At 35.2% G+C, this 20,192-nt stretch carries 8 protein-coding genes and 1 pseudogene; 2 read left to right on the forward strand and 7 right to left on the reverse strand.

Going from position 1 to position 20,192, the window contains the following annotated elements:
- Positions 1-44 precede the first annotated feature (44 nt).
- Both IQ05_RS12700 and IQ05_RS12705 read right to left on the reverse strand, forming a co-directional pair.
- Positions 45-8,825 (reverse strand): LamG-like jellyroll fold domain-containing protein, encoded by an 8,781-nt coding sequence (locus IQ05_RS12700; RefSeq protein ID WP_244289575.1) that lies wholly within the window; start codon positions 8,823-8,825, stop codon positions 45-47.
- 9 nt (positions 8,826-8,834) lie between these two features.
- Positions 8,835-9,761, reverse strand: coding sequence for a tail fiber protein (locus tag IQ05_RS12705; protein ID WP_144893513.1), 927 nt, complete (start codon positions 9,759-9,761; stop codon positions 8,835-8,837).
- A 416-nt stretch (positions 9,762-10,177) separates the two neighbouring features.
- On the opposite strand from IQ05_RS12705, the pseudogene IQ05_RS15540 reads away from it, so the two are divergent.
- Positions 10,178-10,336: pseudogene (locus tag IQ05_RS15540) on the forward strand (IS1595 family transposase); the annotation flags it as partial.
- Between the two features lie 135 nt (positions 10,337-10,471).
- Here the strand turns inward: IQ05_RS15540 and IQ05_RS12710 are convergent.
- The gene (locus IQ05_RS12710) at positions 10,472-11,536 is read right to left on the reverse strand and encodes a helix-turn-helix transcriptional regulator (protein ID WP_144893515.1); all 1,065 of its coding nucleotides are present in this window, start codon (positions 11,534-11,536) and stop codon (positions 10,472-10,474) included.
- Between the two features lie 439 nt (positions 11,537-11,975).
- Positions 11,976-13,577: a fumarate hydratase gene (locus tag IQ05_RS12715; RefSeq protein WP_144893517.1), complete on the reverse strand. Its 1,602-nt coding sequence runs from the start codon at positions 13,575-13,577 to the stop codon at positions 11,976-11,978.
- 542 nt (positions 13,578-14,119) lie between these two features.
- Between IQ05_RS12715 and IQ05_RS12720 the strand changes: the two genes are divergently transcribed.
- A complete protein-coding gene (locus IQ05_RS12720; protein WP_144893519.1) occupies positions 14,120-16,876 on the forward strand; it encodes a M4 family metallopeptidase in 2,757 nt (918 codons plus the stop codon).
- A 356-nt stretch (positions 16,877-17,232) separates the two neighbouring features.
- Here IQ05_RS12720 and IQ05_RS12725 read toward each other — a convergent pair whose 3' ends face one another.
- From IQ05_RS12725 to IQ05_RS12735, 3 genes are all read right to left on the reverse strand, one after another.
- Positions 17,233-18,672: a nucleoside recognition domain-containing protein gene (locus IQ05_RS12725; protein ID WP_144893521.1), complete on the reverse strand. Its 1,440-nt coding sequence runs from the start codon at positions 18,670-18,672 to the stop codon at positions 17,233-17,235.
- 120 nt (positions 18,673-18,792) lie between these two features.
- Entirely contained in the window at positions 18,793-19,506 is a 714-nt protein-coding gene (locus tag IQ05_RS12730; protein ID WP_144893523.1) for a 3'-5' exonuclease, read from the reverse strand.
- 83 nt (positions 19,507-19,589) lie between these two features.
- Positions 19,590-20,060 (reverse strand): methylated-DNA--[protein]-cysteine S-methyltransferase, encoded by a 471-nt coding sequence (locus tag IQ05_RS12735; protein WP_144893525.1) that lies wholly within the window; start codon positions 20,058-20,060, stop codon positions 19,590-19,592.
- Positions 20,061-20,192: the final 132 nt, after the last annotated feature.

Genomic DNA, 20,192 nt, shown 5'->3' on the forward strand with positions numbered 1-20,192 from the left:
CAAAACACCTAAAATGGTGTCTTGGCATCTAAATTCATTTAATACTAGTTCTTCATCACTTTATGAGTGATGATTCCTCCATTTATATTAATTTGAAGTACATAAACACCAGATGCAACGGTTGGTTGAATTTTCAATACATTTTCCCCTTTGACAACATTTTGTTTAACATCTAGTACTACTTTACCAGATAATGAATACAGTGTGATGCTAATATTTTGATCTTGAACTGCGTTCGCTCTTATAGTTATTTCATTATCAAATGGACTTGGGTAAACACTAACACCTTCTGTCATCTCTTCCAACATGATTGGTTTTGAAATTGTTCCTAGTACATCGTTTCCTTTGAAAGTAAATTTCTTCGATGTTTTCTTAGTACTTATTCCGTTACCAATGTAAAATGCTAGCTCTTCAGTAGTATCGCCATAAACCGTTATAAAACTCAGTTTACTATCATTTACAGATTGATTAGTCGCTGACCCTTTTAAGACACCTTGAGCATCATAAACAAACAATTCATTGTATCCTGCAGGTAATAAAACCACCGCATTCATGTTGTCAGCATATTGCTTAAACTCAGCTCTAATAGGTTCTTGACTAACTTCATTTGCATTGTCAGACTTTTTAGCCGTTTTGATTTTACTCGTACTTGCTAAATAACTTGGATATTTAAATGTTTGTGCTTTCGTAGATTTCACCATGTAACCTTTACCAGATTCTAAGTAAGTAAGGGTTCCATTCCATCCAATAAGCGGATCGTAAATTGCAAACAAGTTTTGTGATTTAATCACATCCCCATCTGCTGCTTCAAAATAGGCTAGAGCTTCATTTATTTGCTGGTTTCCTCCTAAAGTATACGGAAGCCAGTTCCATTTTTCTTGCATTGGAAAACTCCAATTACTAACATCAATAGCAGTTCCTTTAATAGTCAAAGGTTGCTCATGCGTTAAGTATACTTTTACCATTTTAGAATTAGTTAAACCACCATTAGCTGAAATAGTTCCAGACCAACCACTATTAGCCGGTATCGCTTCATTCTTAAAGTAGGTTTCCAAACGCGCTGGCGAATTGATCAACATACGATCAGAAGTTTCTAATTTCAATGCACTAGTCAATGTATTAAGATTAGCAAAATTAGGATCATTCACATTCAACGACAACCAAGTCCAACCCGAATTAAGATTGATTTTTTGCTCTATGACTGCAGAGTTTTCAAAAATAACTGGCAAACTAAGTTTACCTAGAATTTCATTTTCTTCAAACGGAATTGAAGCTTTCGCATTCATGTTTGCTATTAGAATTGCTCCTTGAGAAGCATCCCATATTTTAAAGTCGATATTCTCACCACTAGTAGAATTACTATATACTGTCAAGAATACAAAATATTCTTTATAGGCAGCATTGTAAACTAACTTTGTAGATCCTCTAACCACTCCATTTGAAAATGCAGCTATTTTATCGTAACTGTCCTCAGAAAATTTTCCGTCTATTTTAATTCGACCTACAATATTCATACTGTACTTATAATCGGTCGGTTTTACTGTCCAAACTGGTTCTTGACCGAGTACTCTAAGCTTAATTTGCATTTTTTCATCGTATCCAAAATCTGTTTTTAAATACAGGTTTTCTAGATATTCTCCGGGAGTTAAGTCCTTATCAATAGTAGCAGTAATTACCACCTTGCTAGCAGGTGAAATCGTACCAGATGTTTTACTTAAAGTCAACCATTTAGGTAGATTATTAATAGCAAATGGCTGCCCTTTTCCTCCTTTATTCAATATAGTAATATCAAAAGATTTTTCTTCGCCTGTTTTCTTAACAATATCGACAATATCATTATAACCTTCTGCAAACCAACTTACTTCGTTGCGTTTTACATAAGCAGTCCACGTAATAGGCGATTGTTGCATATTATTTGCACTATCAAACATTTTATCAACTGTAATATCAATAATCTGACCTTCTAATGAAGCCCAGTCTGTTACCACTGGTTCTAAAATCATTTGATCTTGATTGACCACATTGTTTACTTGAAATTTGATTAACGTACGCTCTGGCTTAATTGGAGGTACATCATCTGAATATTTAACAGTACCACTACTTAAAACAGCATTGTCTGGAAAACCAGCCTGCCCTTTATCTACATGATAATAACGAGGGCCATTAGCCGTTTTTGGATCTGGCTCGTTCATTCTAGCATAGAGCATCAATCCGATACTTTCTGGGCTAACTTCATTATATCGGTCACGAGTGATTTGCTCCACGTTACGTAAGGTGTTCCATAACTGAACTTCATCTAGTTTACCTGTATATGCACGATCAACTATTTCGGCACCACCTAAATCAGTGGTTCCACGTGCTCCTAACCAAACTTTGTTTCCAGAGAAACCACCAATATTCACCATTGGATTTGAAGAAACTGCAACAGCATCAACATACGTACGTAACGAACCTAACCTGTTAAACAGTAATGTTACGTGATGCCACGTATTGTCGGCCATATTTTGACTTGCTAATTCATACGAATTACCTTCAGTCTCCAAGGTCAATTTACCTGTAGATTTCAAGTTGATAGCCCATTTATTACTAAAACCATTGGATTGTTTTAGATCAGTACCATCACCTTTTCCGTTCGAGAACAAAGTTGCTTCTTGCGAAACACCCGTTTTCATCCAGAAAGAAACCGTAGCATCCATCTCTTTAGTTAACTGCACAGAGCCAACTTGATCTAATTTTAAATTTTGACCGTTTGCAAATTCATACGAAGTTCCTTTTGGCTTAATATCCCATGCTTCTTTAACAATAGCATGCTTGAATCTTGCTTTGTCGTTAGCTAGAGTTCCTCTACCTTCATCCATAGGCCAATATCCAACTAGATTGGCTTCATTCCCTATTAGTTTTGCATACATTTTGGAGTAAGCCTCATCTAAATTAATGTCTTTAGTCCAAAGGCGTAAATCATGCATGTTCCCCACAAATGTATTACCACCAATAGTTAACGCATTGTTGTTCGAAAATTGTACATTGCTGACACCTGTACTAGCTCCAATTTCTTTATCATCTTGATAGATACGAAGCGTTCCAGTATTGTTTTTATGAGTAAAGGTATAATGATGAAACAATCCGTCATTGGCAATACCTCCATTAGCTTTTAAACCACCCAATTCAAAATATACTGAACCATTTTCTAATTTGATATTAACCCCATCTTTTTGGGTAATAATAGTCGCTGCTGTTGCAGTAGTACTATTTTTCATCCAGAATTCAAAAGCTAAATCTCCTGTTGTAATTCTTGGGCTATTGATTACGGCTTCATTCGTAGCGCCATCAAATCGTAAGGACACATTGTGATCAATTTCTAGTTGATTCGTCTGCCCTTTTATTTCAATAGTAGAAACTGCCGAATTATAGAAAATAGGTTCGTTAAAAAACACTTTCAAATCTTCGCCTGCTCCTAGAATTCCATTGATAGGTAATGGGGTTCCAAAACGTAAAGGCGCATTCAAATCTACTCTACCAGTTGTAATATCAGAAATGAATTCGGTATCATTTGTACAAGTACTTCTAGCACGAATTTCATATTTTCCATCAATTAATTTCTTAGCAGCAATATCAAATGCGTAGTTTAAAACCACATCTGAACCGATTAATTTAATACTTGTTTCGCCCGCCGCAACTGCTGCATCTAAAAAAGCTTGTGTTCCATAGTAGGTTTGCAGACGTGTCCAGTTAGAAGCTGTTGCCAATCGATATTCTAGATCGATCTTTTTAAAACTCTTGAATTTAGTACTATAGCCATTCAATTTTACTTGTAACGGTTTAGTGGATCCATCGGTATTATAAGCTACTTCTCTGTTATACACCCAGTTGTTCAAAGGTGCGTTTACAAGAACAATCGAACAAGATGGAACAAAGCTCGCAGAAATAGCAACTTCTGAACTTACGTCTTCACCATCGCAAAGCGATTCTAACCTAATTTTTATATTCTTATAATCGTATACATCCGAAATAGATTTCCCTAACGTCAACTTGTAGGTAATCTTTTTTCCATAAGGTACACGAACAATAGTACCATTAGGCTCGATGTTTATGATCGCATTATCCGGATTTGTTGTATTATCAACTACCAATCTGTAATCAGCATCAATACCAGCAGCACTTTGATTTTCTAATATCAATTCATACTCTGCATTTCTACCTTCGGTTACATTACTAATGTCAGCAACAGTCACTTTTAAAACAGGTACTTCTACTTTTTGAGTAGCATAGCTCAACTGTGCTATTGCATTACCATCTGTACAATTAGATGTAGTACTTGAAAAGCTTGAAAAGGCTGTATCATACTTTGTTTTTTCTTCTACTAAAGTTTGTCTACTCTGTATTAATACATTTAATTCCCCTATATTTATTGCTTTTTTAGCCAGAGAAGCAGGATCATTACTTCTATTTTTATCTATTTCACTTTGCTTAGCATTTATTGCACTTTGATTGTCTGCAATCCTCTTGTCAACATCAATAGTTTTAGCAACGTAATCTTTAAACACGCCATTGCAATAGAACAAAGATTCTTCTGCTCCTTCATAAGGACAAGATGTTCTACCTCCTTGCGTGATAAAGATTGGACCATTTCCATCAAAGGCATTAACAACATCTACACTCAAAAAGTTAGCTTGATCATTATCTTTTAAGGTATAATTAATGGTTGTTGTTTTGGTAGATTCTTCTGTAAGTGCGGAATTAATATCTTGTTGAAAAACAGCTTTTGTAGAATTATTAAATCCAATTCCATTTAAACTAACACCGATTTCTAGCCCTAAACTTTCATCTATTGTTAGATTATAAGCTAAAGAAGAAGACGCAACAATACTAGTTTCAACACTCTGAGTATATTCGCCTACACCAGAGTCAAAAGAGATATTTTTTTGGAAATATTTATCCAATAGTTCACTCGTTTTTTTAGATTCAGCTAATTTATTCTTAAGATTTGCAATCGCTACAGGTCCTGCTCCCCCACTATTGATTTCACTGTTGATTGAACTGTTAAATTCAGTAAGTACATTGGTCACTTTTGCCTTATAGGCTGTGCGATTGTTTTTGGCCAAATATTTATTTAACTCATTGTCCAAAATTAATTTTTTCCACAAACGAATTCTTTCCTCATATTGCGCTATGGTTAAAGTTCCATCTTTTCCCTCGGTCAAAATTTTATTTTTTATATTATCTATAAACAAAACGTATTCTGGAATTAAAGTCTCCAAAATGTGTTTTTGCGAATAGATAAAAAAGGTTTCTGATGGTTCATCAACAAAATAAACCGCTTTTTGCTTGCTGATATATAATGGTGCTTCAGTAGTTCCTAAATTAATGTATTCCCCATCTGCTAATGCTACCTTATCCCCATTAACAGTTTTCGTAGGTATTGTTTTAGATGGTTTTACATCATCAAAAGAACCATAAAATTGATTTTTAGAGTTTCCAATATACAAATCCCCCATTGAACCTACATAATCAGGATCATCACTAGTAGAAATAGTTTGATTAAAAGTATAGGTTTTAGTTAAACTTTTTCCATCAGTTGAGGACTGCGTTAACCCAATTCCAAGATTAACATTGTTCGTGCTCTCTGCTTCAATTATAGGACCAACGATTCCTCCACCGGCTTTAAATATTGGCCCAAGCAAAACTTTAAATTCAGTTGATATGCCTGCAGAATTTGACAAAGAACTTTCTGTAGTAAAAGAAATACTCTCTCCCTTTTCAATAGATGCAAAACTATTAGAACCCGGAGGGTCTCTTAAAACGATCTCTGGAATGTCTGGTGCCGCTGTTACAAATGTTTGGCTACCATCTGACTTACCTCCTAAGATAATCCCAAGCGGTTCATAATCTACAACACCATAATCCTTCTCATTAATTCGGTATTTTAAACTACTACTAATTTTAAACGGCGGTGCAACTGATGGCAGTCCTGCTTTGAAACTATAAGTCAATTTACTTGAATCATTTGGATCAACAACCACCGTTTCTGAGTTGATTAAAGCCAAATTATTATTTACAATCAATTCCCCATCACTAACGGGAACTTGTACTTCTACAAAAGGCTTACTATCTTGATTCGTATAGCGTTCAAAACGACTTAACACAATAGAATAAGGACTAAATTGCGTATAAACTGGAGTAGTAAAATTTGTAGTCTCTATGTTAGTACCATCGACTACTATTTTTTTATCCGAAGTTTGCTCTATTACTTTTAGTATCGGAGTAGACCTGTACACAAAACTTTTTTCGTAATGGTATGGTTTCCCCTCCAAAGTTTTTTCGATTTTATTGTCAGTGTAGGTAAAAATAGGTTTAGTAGTTGCTACTACTTTCGAGAAATTAAGCGTTTCAGTTGTTCCCGCTTTTATCAATGCAATATCAGTATTTTCAGGAATCGTTAAATTTGCTGCTTTCAAATCATATTGCAACGGCAAAAGCGATACACGATATTCTCCCGAAGTTGCTTTGGTTTTGAATTCAGCCTTAGTATACGGTGTCGCAGCACCTCCTAGGGGTTTGTATTCTAAAGTAAATGAAGCTACTCCAATATTGTTTCGAGTACTAACGTCAATTGTTTTAGAATTGCCACTCGCGTCTGTTATTGGTAACGTTTTGAGGCCATCCTCTCCAAAACCAGCATCTTTAGCTGCCTCAACTGATCCACCAACCACTTTCCCTATTACGGTAACGCGGGTATTATCAACAAACACAACTGCTTCGTTTGAATCTTCAAAAAATTCTTTGGTAGATCCTGATGCTGCAGGGAATCGTCCGTTGTAGGTAAACTCATGACCGTCTTTTTTTACGGTAATGTAGTGATTACCAATAGGGACACTAATATCAAAATAGCCAGCATCATCAGACACTACGGGAATACTATTGGCATCCAAAACAATGTTGCCATCGATATACACATTGGCACCTGCTGTTTTAATGCTTGCATAACGATCTAAATAATCATCTGTTCCATTTTTGTTTAGCCAATATTCTCCTTTTGAGAATTTTTCGCTTCCTTTTGTATAATAATTGTATCCCTCGTCTACAATTCCGGTCCCCTCTATCCAAGATGTTCCTTTATTCTCAAGTTTTTTCGTGTCAATATCTACATAGGAAGGAAATACCCCTCTTGTGTCATACACTATTGTTCCTTTGAAACTAAAAGAAGAATTATCAATAAAACTAATTTTATTAACCACCTCAGAACCTTGCCCCAAAAACACCAATTGTTGTCCAGGTTCAAATTTATGCTGTCCGTATAAAGGTGTTATGGTAAAAGATTCACCCGTACCTGAGTAAGGAATAGAACTTATCTCATAGTTTCCATTTACATCCGTAACCCCAAGAACGCCTAATTGACTCGCGGTTGGAAAATCACCTGAACCACTTGACCATGTAACTTCGGTACCCGAGTTGCCTAATTTTCCGTGGTTTTTGTTATAATTAAATCCATCTCTAGATAAATCATAAGCAAATTGACCTACTTTTTCATTGGCTCTTAAATACGCTACCAATCGAGAATCGTTCCCACTGATGTAACGAGAATAATCGGTGCGAATTTGTTGTGTTTCTAAACCAGCTTTCCAGACTCTAATTTCATCCAGAAAAGCATCTTTTCCACCACCGGCATACACATTTTTCCATTGTGTATCAGCACCACTAATTTTTAAAGTATTGGTTGCCGTTGGAACGCTTACATTAAAATAAGGTGCCGTATAGGCTACATCAATTCCTTTGAGTTTGGAATCAGCAAGATCTTTGTATGCTGTTGTTATCGCTCTACCGTTAATCAATAAAGTAGGCACAACACCGTCCTTCATGATAACTGAAAAATGAACAAAGTTAGTATTGAAATTCGAAACTGGAATCAGTACATCATCACCTCTACCATTAATATCGCCAGACGGATAATAATTTTCAAGAACATATACACTACCTCCAATGGTAACTTCTAGCTTCTTGGTACTTGCTTTTAATTTTACCGATGCCTCAATGGTTTTGTTGTCCACACTCTTCAGTTGAAACAACTTTATTGCACTTCCTGCATCATCCGTGTAAGCTGTTTTGGGTTTTACCCAAGCTTGGTAGGTTACCGCAGTAGTAATTGCTTTGTTTGTATTTTCGATATTCAAACTTGATGCAGCAGGGATCAACAAGGAACTCCCTTGATTGACGCTTGTTCCTGCCGAATTAGCCATTACAATTACATCCTTTACAGGATTCCCCCCTTTGTAACTAACATTTCCAGTTACAATAGCCGTAGGATTTCGATATCCAAAACCTGTGATGTAGGTATTATATAAACTTTCTATATTACTTACGCCTTCAGCAACAATTTTATATTGAAATAACACATTACCCTCAGCATAACGATCCTCGTATTGGGTTACACTGGGCGCAACACTTCCTACAAATTGATAGGGTTTATCTTGTGCTAGATTGTATTCTCTTTTGTAGATTTTAATACTACTAATTTTTTCAAAATTACTTCTCAGGTCCCAACTAATTAATATTTTGTCTCCAAAATATCCTTTGGAAACATCAAAAGAATCTTCTGTAAAAGTAGGAAACAAGTACAATACACCCCACGGAAAACGTAGATCCGCAGGTTTTGTTGGACGGGTAGCTGCACTTTGATTTTGCCCTAAATAAGGAAGACCTACCTGAATGGTAAACCCGTTTTTTTGTATTGCCTGAGAGACGGGAACTATTTTAGCCCCTTCGGTATTTTGTGCTCTCAGTCCTGTGGCGATGAGCCCTAGGAATAAAGCTATAATTATTTTTTTCATAATTATAACTTATAGTTTAATAATGTAGTTTACACCGTAATTAATAGGACGAGATTCTGTAGTACCTGCGGTAGCAGTAGTAAAGCTGTGGTTGTGATCTCCATTAGTTGATGTTCTACCTTTATCTATTACATCACTTGTTTGAAGAGGTGAATACTTTAATTCAGTGTCCCATCCTCCACCTCCATCCCTCCTTGGTGCAACTTTGTATAATTGATCACTTGTTGCGACGTCAGTAATATTAGCTTGACCACCACCACTAGTTGCATTAGTAAACATATTATGATAATGATTACCATCATTACTAGTATTCCCTGTATGATTATGACTTTTATTATCAGAACTTTGAACAGCTTTTAAATTATTTGATTGTATTTCTGCGGCATAATCAGGGTTTTCTCCTGCTCCTCTTAAAAACATTCCTCGTAAATCTGGAGCTTTATCCCCAACAAGCGCTCGTAAGGGAGCTCCACCCAAAGCATCTGCAGGTAAGGCAGATCCATCACACATTACCCACCCTACTGGTGCAGTAGTCCCAACAAAGGGCATAATAGAACCTGTTGGCACACCATTGCTCGCTGCAATAGCATACGGTACTTGTTTTAGTTTTTCATCAGAAATGGTTGTTGAACCTTCTGAAATTCTTAGATAGGCCTGCGTATTAGCTATCACTATATTATTAGTTTCTCCTGGTTCCAAAACTGCTGAAAAAACACCAAAAGCATCTGTAGTAACTGTTTTAGTAACTTCATAAATAGCAACATTAGAGCCGTAATAAATACGAAAAGTCAAACTAATAGTCGAACTAGTTCTTGCAACATTATTATTATCTCTTGCAATTCCTTGAATAGCAATTCCAGCCACATTTGCAGATGATTGCCCGTAATTGATTGCTACTGTAAGCAACATTAATAACGAAAGTAATTTTGTTCTCATAACGAATTGATTTTAAATTTATTTTTACTGGTTGTATTGCGTTTTATTGCCCCTTTGTGAAGGCGAAAAATTAAATTAAGGCGCGAAAATAATTGCTTTTTATTGAATACCACTAGCCCATTCAGACAAATCGATAGCCCATTCGGACATTTTTTAACAAAAATTTCTGTTAACAACCTTAAATCCGCAAGTTTAAAGCACCAAAGTTTGTAGATTTTATTTTGACAAATACCCAATATCTTTTGGGTAGAAAAGCACGATTATTCCATTTTGACTATATTTTTTTCTGAAAGTTGCTAAGTAAAAATTATTGTAGCCCCTTATACGTTTGGAGTACTATTTTAAATTTCAAATAGTACATTTGAGATTGGAAATACAAGAAATAGAGTTTAAAAGAAAAGCTAAAATTCCTATGATTTTCATGGATGCTGGAACAAAATATCGAAAGATACTTAGATGAATATAGCTATCGATTATACAGGTCAATACACCAGTAAAGTATATTTGATAATCTAATTATAAAGATGATGAGCCAAAATCATATTGTTTTACAGAAAATTAAAACAAGTAGATAACTGTACAGCTCTACTGATTTATTTTCTTTAAACCACGTTAAAGAAGTGAACAAATTTAAACGACACTATAATGAACCGAATAGCTCATTAGGACACTTTTTGGGAATAGGTATTGAAATAAAAAATAGAAGTTGATTATTTTAGACGTAAATCAGAAGGTAGTTTGTCATGCTTTTTTTTGAAAGCAGCGCTAAATTTACTGGGACTATCATACCCTACTTCTAGCGCAATTTGTTTGATTTGCATACTCGAATTTTCAAGTAGTTGCAAAGCCAGTTCCATTTTTTTATCTATATTATATTGCAGAATCGAAATTCCGTAAACCGACTTGAAGTCTGTTTTTAATTTTGAATTCGAGATACGGAGCTTCTCAGCCAACGCATCTATCCCAATAAAAGGTTTGGATAAATTTGTACTAATCAGCAATTCACATTTTGCTATTTTTTTATAATCAACAATTCCATTTTCTTGGTAATCATCTGCTCGATTATCTGCAAAAACATTATTAAAAAAAGAAGTTAATAAGCTCAAGGATTGTGATTTCAAAATAGTTTTATTTAAAACATTCGAATTAAACGTTTTATACGTATCTAAAATTTCTTGAGACAATTCTACAGCATTAGGCACAATATCTTGATAAGACACAAAACCTTTATCTGAATCTAAAAACTTTTTAAAAGGAAGCGCGCTATCCAATTGATCCAAGGGAATATGATCTTGAATCCAACTTGGACTTACATAATAGATATAAAACAGGCATTTAGATCCCTTGTAAAAACAAGCACCTACATCAACCCCTGGTTTTTTAAAAGCCCAAAATTTATTTTGGAAAGGCATTTTATTAATAAAGACATTATTTAATTGCACTTCGCTATTAAAAACTGAAAATGTTATTGAATAATGCTCACTAGGAATATCTGGAGCATAGACTGATTTGATTACGCTATCGTGCTTAAATTCTATATCGGTTATCGTTAGCCATAAACCTTCATCAATTTTCCGATAACGCATTGAACCCTTTATAAAAAGATTATTCCGTACTACTAATTGCTCCTGTGCAATATGTTTGCTACCGGGGCTTTTTATAGTAGACTCTATGAATAATTCGGGCGTGTTTGCCACAAATGGGAATTCGAAAAAACCGTCCTGATAGAACTTAAAATTAGGCTTAATAAATTGGAACCATTTTTTTAAATTCATACCATATAACAATTGAAAAACTTTTTTTTATTATTCTTATCCTCCTTTTGTACGGGATAAAATTAAAGTAGCGTACGAAAATAACTTTTTTTTTGTGAATATTACAACTCCATTTTTACATTTTTTTTAAAAAACAACTATTAAAACTAAATATAACTTAAAGATTGACAGAACTTTCGTGTTAGCGCGCTACATGTTTTTGCTTATTTACTGTAGAAAAATACAATTTATTGCTAAACCATCAGTCTCTAGATTAAAAGAATGAAGATGCAAAAAAAGTAATCGTCATCTGCTTTACCCTAGAAATAACAAGAGCGAAGCGCCATAACCACGTAATAACTTGACAAAAAAAAACGCAAATCCACAGATGATTGCATCTGCGAATTTGCGCTAGAATATTTTTTTCTACGAAAACCTATTGAGTACTTGTATTTAAATGTTACAAATTTTCAAAGAAATCATTTCCTTTATCATCTGTAATAATAAAAGCAGGGAAGTTTTTCACTGTGATTTTACGTACCGCTTCCATACCTAATTCTTCAAAGTCTACTACTTCTACTTTTAAGATGTTATCTTGAGCCAAAATAGCCGCTGGACCACCTATAGAACCTAGGTAGAAACCACCGTAAGTTTTACATGCATCCATTACTTGTTTGGTTCTATTTCCTTTGGCAAGCATAATCATACTTCCGCCCGCTTTTTGAAATTCTTCTACATAAACATCCATTCTACCAGCCGTGGTTGGACCAAAACTTCCCGACGGCATTCCGTCTGGAGTTTTAGCTGGACCGGCATAATACACGGGATGATTTTTAAAATACTCTGGCATAGGTTTACCTGCATCTAATAATTCTTTGATTTTAGCATGTGCAATATCACGCGCTACAATTAAAGTTCCGTTCAATTTCAAACGCGTCTTAATAGGATATTGAGACAGTTTTTTAAGAATATCAGCCATAGGTTGGTTCAAATCAATTTCAACAGCAGGCTCTAAATGTGGTGGAGTTGCCGGCAATAAACGCCCTGGATTCACCTCAAGCTGCTCTACAAAAATACCGTCCTTAGTAATTTTTCCTTTTATATTTCTATCAGCAGAACACGAAACTCCTAATCCTACAGGGCAAGAAGCGGCATGACGCGGCAAACGAATTACACGTACATCATGCGTAAAATATTTCCCTCCGAACTGTGCTCCAATAGCACTTTCTTGGCAAATTTGTTGCACTCTCTGCTCCCATTCTAAATCGCGGAATGCTTGACCAGCCATGTTTCCTGTAGTTGGCAAGTGATCAAAATATCCAGCAGAAGCTTTTTTCACTGCTGCCAAATTGGCCTCAGCAGAAGTACCACCAATTACAAATGCCAAGTGATATGGCGGACAAGCAGAAGTTCCTAAATCCATAATTTTGGCACGTACAAATGCATCCATCGACTTTTCGTTCAAAAGCGATTTTGTTTGTTGGTACAAATAGGTTTTGTTGGCTGAACCTCCACCTTTTGCTAAAAATAAGAATTCATACGTAGCTCCTTTCTTAGAGTAAATATCAATTTGTGCTGGAAGATTAGAACCGGAATTCTTTTCTTCGAACATACTGATTGGCACAATTTGAGAATAACGCAGGTTTTTCTCTTGGTAGGTGTTGAAAATCCCTTTTGAAAGCCACTCGGCATCATCTACACCTGTGTATACATTTTCTCCTTTTTTAGCCATTACAATCGCTGTTCCGGTATCTTGACAAGATGGCAATTGTCCATCAATAGCTACTGCAGCATTTTGCAATAAATTATACGCCACAAAACGATCGTTATCGGTTGCTTCTGGATCATCCAAAATAGCACGTAATTTTTCTAAATGTGACGTACGAAGCATAAAAGAAACGTCTTTCATGGCCTCTTGCGAAAGCAACTCTAAACCCTTTGGATCAACGGTTAAGATTTCTCTGTCGCCTAATTGCTCTACTTTTACAAAATCGGATGTGATTTTTCGATACTGTGTATCATCTTTTAAAATTGGATAGGGATCCTGGTATATAAAGTCCATTGTTTTATTGTTTTTTTTAGAATCCAAATATAAGAATTGTACCAGAAACTACTATTAATTTATATCATCTTATGACTTAGAATAATTATAAATAGAAGGATTTTTGTGTATTGTAACTATTTAAGTTGCTATTCGAATTGTAAAAAAAGTACTTATTTACATTAAATTGGAAACAAGATATTAACGTTTTATAAGGAAATGCATTAAAAAGAGTATTCTTTTAAAACATTATTTCAACAATTGAAAGTGATTTAAAAGCAAATAAATTCAAAACAAAATTGAATATGTTTCGAAACGTTCCTTGCGATAATTACAATTGAATTCAGGTATCACATGTAACTTATAGCAGAATATTTAAAATATAAAACTGTAGTATTTTTTTGTAATCAATAATTTAAAATACACATATTACAGTATTATTAACAATAAAAAGCATTTATTTTACATTTTTTTAACATAAAATATACATCGTAATGTTTTTTTGTTAAATTCGTCTCCAGTTTAAATCATTTTTTTAAACAACTAACTAAAACCCAAAATCAATGAAAACAAAATTACTAGGTAAAATTGTGCTCTTTGCATCCGTTTCCTTATTAACAATCGAGGGATACGCACAAGATGCCTCAAAATTCGTGAAACAAAAAACTACAGATGAAAAAGGAAAGCCATCGCTAATTGTTTTTTATAAACAATCCACCTACAAATCATCAGATGCAGAAAAGGTATTCACAGAACAATTAGGTCTAAAAAGCAACTCTAATTTTCATAAAACAAGGTCTGAAACTGATAAATTAGGATATTCACATGAAAAATTTCAATTGTACCATCAAGGTATAAAAGTGGAATTCTCTACGTATACCTTACACTCTAAAGAAGGAAAATTAGAATCCATGAGTGGTGATTTTTATTCCCCAGAAAAAACCAACACTAAAGCGGCTTTAAGCAACCAACAAGCTTTTGAAATAGCACTACAAAAAATAGGAGCTAAAAAATATCTTTGGGAATCACCAGAAGATGCTAAAATGATGAGCTACGAAAAACCTACTGGAGAATTAGTTTTTCTTCCAGCGGGAGTAAGTTTACAATCAAAACAAAAGGACAACAACTTGAGGCTGGCTTACAAATTTGACATGTACGCTTCATTCCCTGTAAGTCGCGGAGATGTTTACATTGATGCCGTTACAGGAGAAGTTTTGCTTTATAATGCTACCATCAAACATTTAGGAGAATATAGTCATGGTCGTCAAACTAATTCTACTGAAAGAGCAACTGCAAAAACTACTTCTAGTGCGGCTGTAATTGCAAATGCTGCAACACGATATAGCGGTACTCAATCTATTCAGACAGCTTTAAGCGGTTCATCTTACATATTATCTGATGCTACCCGAGGTTTAGGTGTACAAACTTATAACTCAGCTAGAACAGCCACTTATCCTACCACTAATTTTACCGATGCAGATAACAACTGGACTGCAGCAGAATTTAACAATACCAACAAAGATAACGGAGCTCTAGATGCGCATTGGGGAGCCGAGAAAACATACGATTATTTTTCAACGAAACATGGACGTAATAGTTATGATAATGCAGGAGCAAAAATAAAAAGTTATGTTCACTACAACCTAATTGCAGCTGGATATCCTGACAACAACAATGCTTTTTGGAACGGTTCAGTGATGACTTATGGCGATGGAAGTGGTACTGGCGGATTTGATGTATTAACAGCATTAGACGTAGCGGGTCACGAAATAGGCCATGCCGTTTGTAGCAACACAGCTAACTTAACGTATCAAAACGAGTCTGGAGCAATGAATGAAGGATTCTCAGATATCTGGGGAGCTTGTATTGAGTTTTCAGCAGCACCAACAAAATCAACATGGCTTATTGGAGAAGATATTGAAAGAAGAACTGGTCATTTATCACTTCGTTCAATGAGTAATCCAAATGCTGAAGGTCAACCAGATACCTATAAAGGAACTAACTGGTATGCAGGAACCGCAGATTCAGGCGGAGTACATACCAACAGTGGAGTTTTAAATCACTGGTTTTATATTTTATCTATCGGGAAATCTGGTACAAATGACATCGGAAGTGTTTTCAATGTAACGGGAATTACGATTGCAAAGGCAGAAAAAATAGCATACCGTTTAGAAAGTGTTTATTTATCAGCAAATTCAAATTATGCTAATGCAAGAACATACGGCATTCAATCAGCAGTAGATTTATATGGAGCAGGTTCACCAGAAGTAATAGCAACAACAAATGCATTTTATGCTGTAGGAATTGGAGCTGCTTATGCTGGCACAGCAGATACTGTTGCACCTTCGGCACCAGCAAGCTTAGCAGCTTCAGGAACAACTGCAACCTCAACCAACTTGACTTGGACTGCCTCAACGGACAATGTTGCGGTTACTGGCTATAATGTGTACCAAGGAACAACCTTGCTAACTACTGTTACAGGAACATCCTATACCGTTTCAGGATTAACAGCAGCTACTGCTTATACTTTCACCGTAAAAGCAAAAGATGCCGCGGGGAATCTATCAGCTGCTAGTAATGCAGTAAACGTTACTACAACTGGAACTACTGTAACTTACTGTGTTTCTAAAGGAAGTAATGCAACTTCAGAATACATTGATTATGTTGCATTAGGAGGAATTGCCAATACATCTGGCGCAAATGCAGGATACGGAAACTTTACAGCTTTGACAGGAAATGTACCTTACGGATCAAATACGATCACTTTTAGTGCAGGTTTCAGTGGAACTGCTTACACTGAATATTGGAAAATCTGGATTGATTATAACAAAAATGGTGTTTTTGAAACCACAGAACAAGTTGTTTCTGGATCTTCGTCAAGTAGTACAAACCTAACTGGTACCTTTACGGTTCCTACAACAGCATTATCTGGACCTACCCGCATGAGAGTTTCCATGAAATACAACGCAGCACAAACAGCTTGTGAAACTTTTTCATATGGTGAAGTAGAAGATTATACCGTAAACATTGGTGGAGCTGCAATAGCAGGGTTTACTACAAGTATTGCAGATGGTCTAGGAAATGAAAACAATATTTTTGATTACACTATATCTCCAAACCCGTCTTCAGAATTTTTAAATGTTAGAATGGTAGATAATCGCAACGCTAATTACACCATTTATAATTTATTAGGAAAACAAGTAGAAATAGGGAAAGTTTCTGAAAATGCAATTAATGTAAGTAAACTAGCTTCTGGGGTTTACCTTTTAGAAGTAAATGACGGTCAAAAGACAATGACCAAGAAATTCATTAAAGAATAAATTATCTCATACATTGATCAAAAAAGGGGTTGTCTATTGTAGACAACCCCTTTTTAATTTTTATTTCTACCAACATTTACATGATAAAAAGATAATCCTGAAACACTATAAAGCATTATCTACAGCTCAAATGATTTTGTTATATGCTCCAAAACAAATCTCCTTGCTAAATAATACTAGTATCAAAAACGGATCTAGCTAATCGTCTTAAAAACATCCTAAAACCTAAATTGGGAAAATTGTTCAAGCACTATTTATACAATCCTATTTAGGGTCAAAAAAGAGTATTAAAGACTATATTTTAAATCTTAGAACAAAACTGTCTGTAATATTATAGTATTTACATGTAACTATTTTTAAAAAAACCAGCTCGCCACAAAAATAGCCGTAATTACACATATCACGTCTACCAGCAACATGGTTCCTAAAGCGTAACGAGTATTTTTGATGTTTACCGAACCAAAATAAACCGCAATTACATAAAAAGTACTTTCGGCGCTGCATTGAAAAATACTACTCAAGCGAGCCGTTAAGGAATCAGGACCAAAAGTATTCATAGAATCTATCAAAAACCCTCTAGAACCCGCAGAGCTAAATGGACGTAGCAAGGCTACTGGCAACGCATCTGTGATTTCTTTGCTTACGCCCATGTTAGAGAAAATAAAAGCAATCCAGTTGCTAATGATTTCAAATAAGCCACTGTTTCTAAACAAGGAAATTGCCACAAGCATACCTAACACATAAGGAAATATGGTAACTCCTGTTTTAACACCATTGTTAGCACCTACCACAAAGGCATCAAATACCGTAGTACTTGCATCGGTAAATTTCTTTTCGTTTATGAAAGCAAAAATCAACGTAAAAGCGATAATAGCTATCAATATCAAAGCAGAAAGATTAGAAGTAAAGTAATTTTTACCAATTAAATCCAACTGATTCACGTACATCAACAAACCTATTATAGCTGCTATTAACGTAATTAAAACCAATACTAAAGAAGCACTCTTGAAATTAATTTTTTGCTTAATACCCACAATCAAAAAAGCAGCAATTGTACCTATGAAGGACGTAATAATACAAGGCAACATCACATCGGCTGGATTGCTTGCATTTGCAGCAGCACGGTAGCCAATAATTGAAGTAGCTATCAAAGTAAGTCCTGAGGCATGCAAACACATAAACATGATTTGCGCATCACTAGCTTTGTCTTTTTCAGGATTTATTTCTTGTAAACTTTCCATAGCTTTGAGGCCAAAAGGTGTTGCAGCCGAATCTAAGCCAAGAAAATTAGCTGCAAAATTCAACGTCATATAGGATATCGATGGGTGATTTTTGGGAATACTCGGAAATACTTTTACAAAAACAGGACTTAAAGCTTTGGCTAATTTCCCTGAAGCGCCTGAAATTATTAACAGCTCCATCAACCCACAAAAGAAAGCCAAATAGGCCATTAATGGCAAAACTAAATCCAGTAAAGTACTTTTACAAGTAGGTAATAAACCATCTGATTTTTGTACGCCACTATAGATTTTTACCGTTTTATTTTTAAATACATAAGTTGTATCCGCGTTTAAAGTATCGCGATTGACAATCATGGTTTGATCTGGTGCATTTTTGATACTGTCTTTGATAAAAAGCGGCAATTGCTCCGGCATTTTTTCAGAAATCAAAATCGGGTCGTCTTTTTTTCCATTTAAGACATAATCAATTGTGTAGGTATTTGAAGTGAACAAACTCACTACCACAAAAACAATTGATGAAATAAAAATAACCAGCCAAAATCTACTCAATACCATAACTTATAATTTTTGTAAATGTAATAAATCAATGTTCAATGTCAATTGCAATGTCAATTTCAGTAAAAGAATTTTAAAATTGTATTTGCCATTGAATTTTGATATTGCCATTGAAGTTACTTACACATGAATAATCTCGTCTTCAATCAACAACTCTTCTCTACGCAAACGCAAAAATATTTGTGCTACAGCAATCGTATCTCGCTCGCAATAGGTTACAATACGATCAATGTCCGTTTCTACATAAAATACATGACCCACTTGACTGCCATCGATATCGCCTTTTGAAGAAGGAATTCCGAGCACTTTACACATTAATTTCAAGGACGTAAAATGTTTGTAATCGCCAAATTTCCATAATTCTAGAGTATCTAAATGTGGAATTTCCCAAGGTTTTTTTCCAAATAAATTCAACTTGTCTGGAATTGCAATGTTATTGATAATCATTCGCCTAGCCAAAAAGGGAATGTCAAATTCTTTGGCGTTGTGTCCGCACAAAACATGCTGCGGTTGATTGAAGTGATTGTTGAGCAAATTATTAAAGTCGGAAAGTATTTTTTTCTCATCGCCAAAAAAACTCGTTACTCGAAAATTACGAATGTCACCTTTGATGGTAAAATAACCTACCGAAATACACACAATTTTACCAAACTCGGCCCAAATACCTGCTCGATCATAAAAATCTTCGGGAGAAAACTCTTCTTTGCGTTGGTATTGGGTTTTGTGTTCCCACAGCGATTGCATTTCCGGATCTAAAGCATCGTAATTTTCAGATTCAGGAACAGTTTCGATGTCTAAGAAAAGGATGTTGTTGAGATTTATTTTTTCGATCATTTTTTATGGCACGCAGATGACGCTGATTTAAAAGATTTACACGGATATTCCTAAACGAATATAAAAAAAATATTCATAACCAACTAAAATAAACTATGTTGCGGGGAAGGATTTTCGTGTTCTAATAACCATTTTTTGCGCCATAAACCTCCTGCATAGCCTGTTAATGAACCATCACTACCAATTACTCTGTGACACGGAACCACAATCCACAACGGATTTTTCCCATTGGCCGAAGCAACAGCTCGAATGGCTTTTGGGTCGCCGATAAATTTGGATTGTTCTAGATACGTTCTTGTTTTCCCATACGGAATATCAAGTAATGCGTTCCAAACTTTTTGTTGAAAATCAGTTCCCTTGGGATTGAGTTTAAAGGTAAAATGTCTTCTTTTGGCATCGAAATATTCTTGAAGTTGCTGTACAGCCTCTTGTAAAAAGTCGGGAATTTGAGCTGATACTTCACCCTCTTCTAACACTCTTATTTCAGAAATACCATTTACATCACCGGTAATAGCAGCAATTCCTAACGGCGTTTTAATGTAGACTGTTTCCATTTTTTAAAGGTAAAAAAATAATCATTGTAGACTACATACGGTCATAAAAAAACCATTCGTACTTGCGAATGGTCTTTGTTTTTAGCCCTGATAGAAGCGGCATCCTCTTGTGGTAGCGCTAGCGAACACAAG

Source organism: Flavobacterium tiangeerense (assembly GCF_007830355.1).
GTDB classification, from domain to species: Bacteria; Bacteroidota; Bacteroidia; order Flavobacteriales; family Flavobacteriaceae; genus Flavobacterium; species Flavobacterium tiangeerense.

What these genes read in the sequence shown, in the direction of transcription:
- IQ05_RS12730 (WP_144893523.1), bottom strand. Translation starts at nt 19,506, where the DNA reads ATGATCGAAAAAATAAATCTCAACAACATCCTTTTCTTAGACATCGAA.
- IQ05_RS12715 (WP_144893517.1), bottom strand. Translation starts at nt 13,577, where the DNA reads ATGGACTTTATATACCAGGATCCCTATCCAATTTTAAAAGATGATACA.
- IQ05_RS12725 (WP_144893521.1), bottom strand. Translation starts at nt 18,672, where the DNA reads ATGGTATTGAGTAGATTTTGGCTGGTTATTTTTATTTCATCAATTGTT.
- IQ05_RS12705 (WP_144893513.1), bottom strand. Translation starts at nt 9,761, where the DNA reads ATGAGAACAAAATTACTTTCGTTATTAATGTTGCTTACAGTAGCAATC.
- IQ05_RS12735 (WP_144893525.1), bottom strand. Translation starts at nt 20,060, where the DNA reads ATGGAAACAGTCTACATTAAAACGCCGTTAGGAATTGCTGCTATTACC.
- IQ05_RS12720 (WP_144893519.1), top strand. Translation starts at nt 14,120, where the DNA reads ATGAAAACAAAATTACTAGGTAAAATTGTGCTCTTTGCATCCGTTTCC.
- IQ05_RS12700 (WP_244289575.1), bottom strand. Translation starts at nt 8,825, where the DNA reads ATGAAAAAAATAATTATAGCTTTATTCCTAGGGCTCATCGCCACAGGA.
- IQ05_RS12710 (WP_144893515.1), bottom strand. Translation starts at nt 11,536, where the DNA reads ATGAATTTAAAAAAATGGTTCCAATTTATTAAGCCTAATTTTAAGTTC.